The organism is Protofrankia sp. Cj3, assembly GCF_917627355.1.
Lineage (GTDB): Bacteria > Actinomycetota > Actinomycetes > Frankiales > Frankiaceae > Protofrankia.
In genome coordinates this window covers 1-1,100 of record NZ_CAKJTR010000182.1, presented here as the reverse complement: position 1 = coordinate 1,100, position 1,100 = coordinate 1, and the positions used below count along the sequence as shown (strand labels likewise).

The following is a 1,100-nucleotide window of genomic DNA, read 5'->3' as shown; positions in this document are numbered from 1 at the left end:
TTCAAGTCCCCCCTCGGACACCAAAACGGTCACGTTTGAACCCCGGTCCCGGTTGGGTCCGGGGTTCGTCGCATCGGCGGGAAGTGGGCCGTGCGGGCGCTGTATGGCGTCCGTGGGCCGCACCAGTTCCAGACCGGCACTTTCGCCGGTGGACCGCCCTCGACCCCTACGGGGGCGGGAACGGGTTTCGATCTTGGTGTCTTCGTCCTTCTTCGCCTCTGTCAGCCGTGCGGCAAGATCAGGGGCGAGGAGGTGGGCGAAGCCTTCGGTGAGGTCCGCGCCCTGCACCTGGTCGTCCATGATCCAGAGGCGGGCGAAGACGGCTTGGTTGAGCTGTCGGCGGACGTCGGGTGGAGCGCTGAGGTACAGCTGGTGCGCGTTGGCGCAGAGCATCAGCGCCTCCTCGACCACCTTCATGACGGCCTCGATCTCAGTCGAGCACTGGTCGATGACCTGCTGTGCCTGGGCAAGCTCGCGGGTGATGCGTTCCTGCTCAGACTTCAGGTGTTCGAGCGAGATGGCATCGGCGTAGCGCATCTCGATCAGCTTGAGCTGTTGGTTTTGCAGTTCCTTCCTGCGCTTCTCCTGTCTGTCGAGTTCGGCTCGATTGCTGTGCTGTCGGCCCACCAGCGCGGCCATGACCTGCTCGCGGATGGCCGCGATGCGCGGTCCGCTGAGCTGGACGCGGGACCAGTAGTCCGCGACGGCCGCTTCCACGTCACTGATCAGGATCGTTGACTGCGTGCAGTCCTCCTTCTTCGCGCGGCCGAGGCAGTAGAAGTACGGGTAGACCGTGCCCCAGCGGTTTCGAGCATTCATGACGCCGAACCGACCACGGCACCGGCCGCAGAAGATCGAGCCCTTGAGGTAGTGCGGATGCTTCTGCACCTTCTCGCGCGCTTCGGCGCGAGACGTGCGTACGGCCTGCACCTGCTCGAAGGTCACGGTGTCGATGAGCGCCGGGTGCCGGCCTTCGTAGCAGACGCCCTCGTACCTGACGAAGCCGATGTAGTAGCGGTTGACGAGCATCTTGTCGATGTGCTGGTAGCGCAGCGGGCGTTCCGGGAGCTTCTTCGTAGCCGGGATGCGCAGCCCTCGAC

At 64.8% G+C, this 1,100-nt stretch carries 1 protein-coding gene; it reads right to left on the bottom strand.

Going from position 1 to position 1,100, the window contains the following annotated elements; genetic code table 11:
- Positions 1-1,053: recombinase zinc beta ribbon domain-containing protein (locus MJ783_RS19190; protein ID WP_370651711.1), on the bottom strand; the 1,053-nt coding region annotated here is incomplete at its 3' end.
- Positions 1,054-1,100 lie beyond the last annotated feature (47 nt).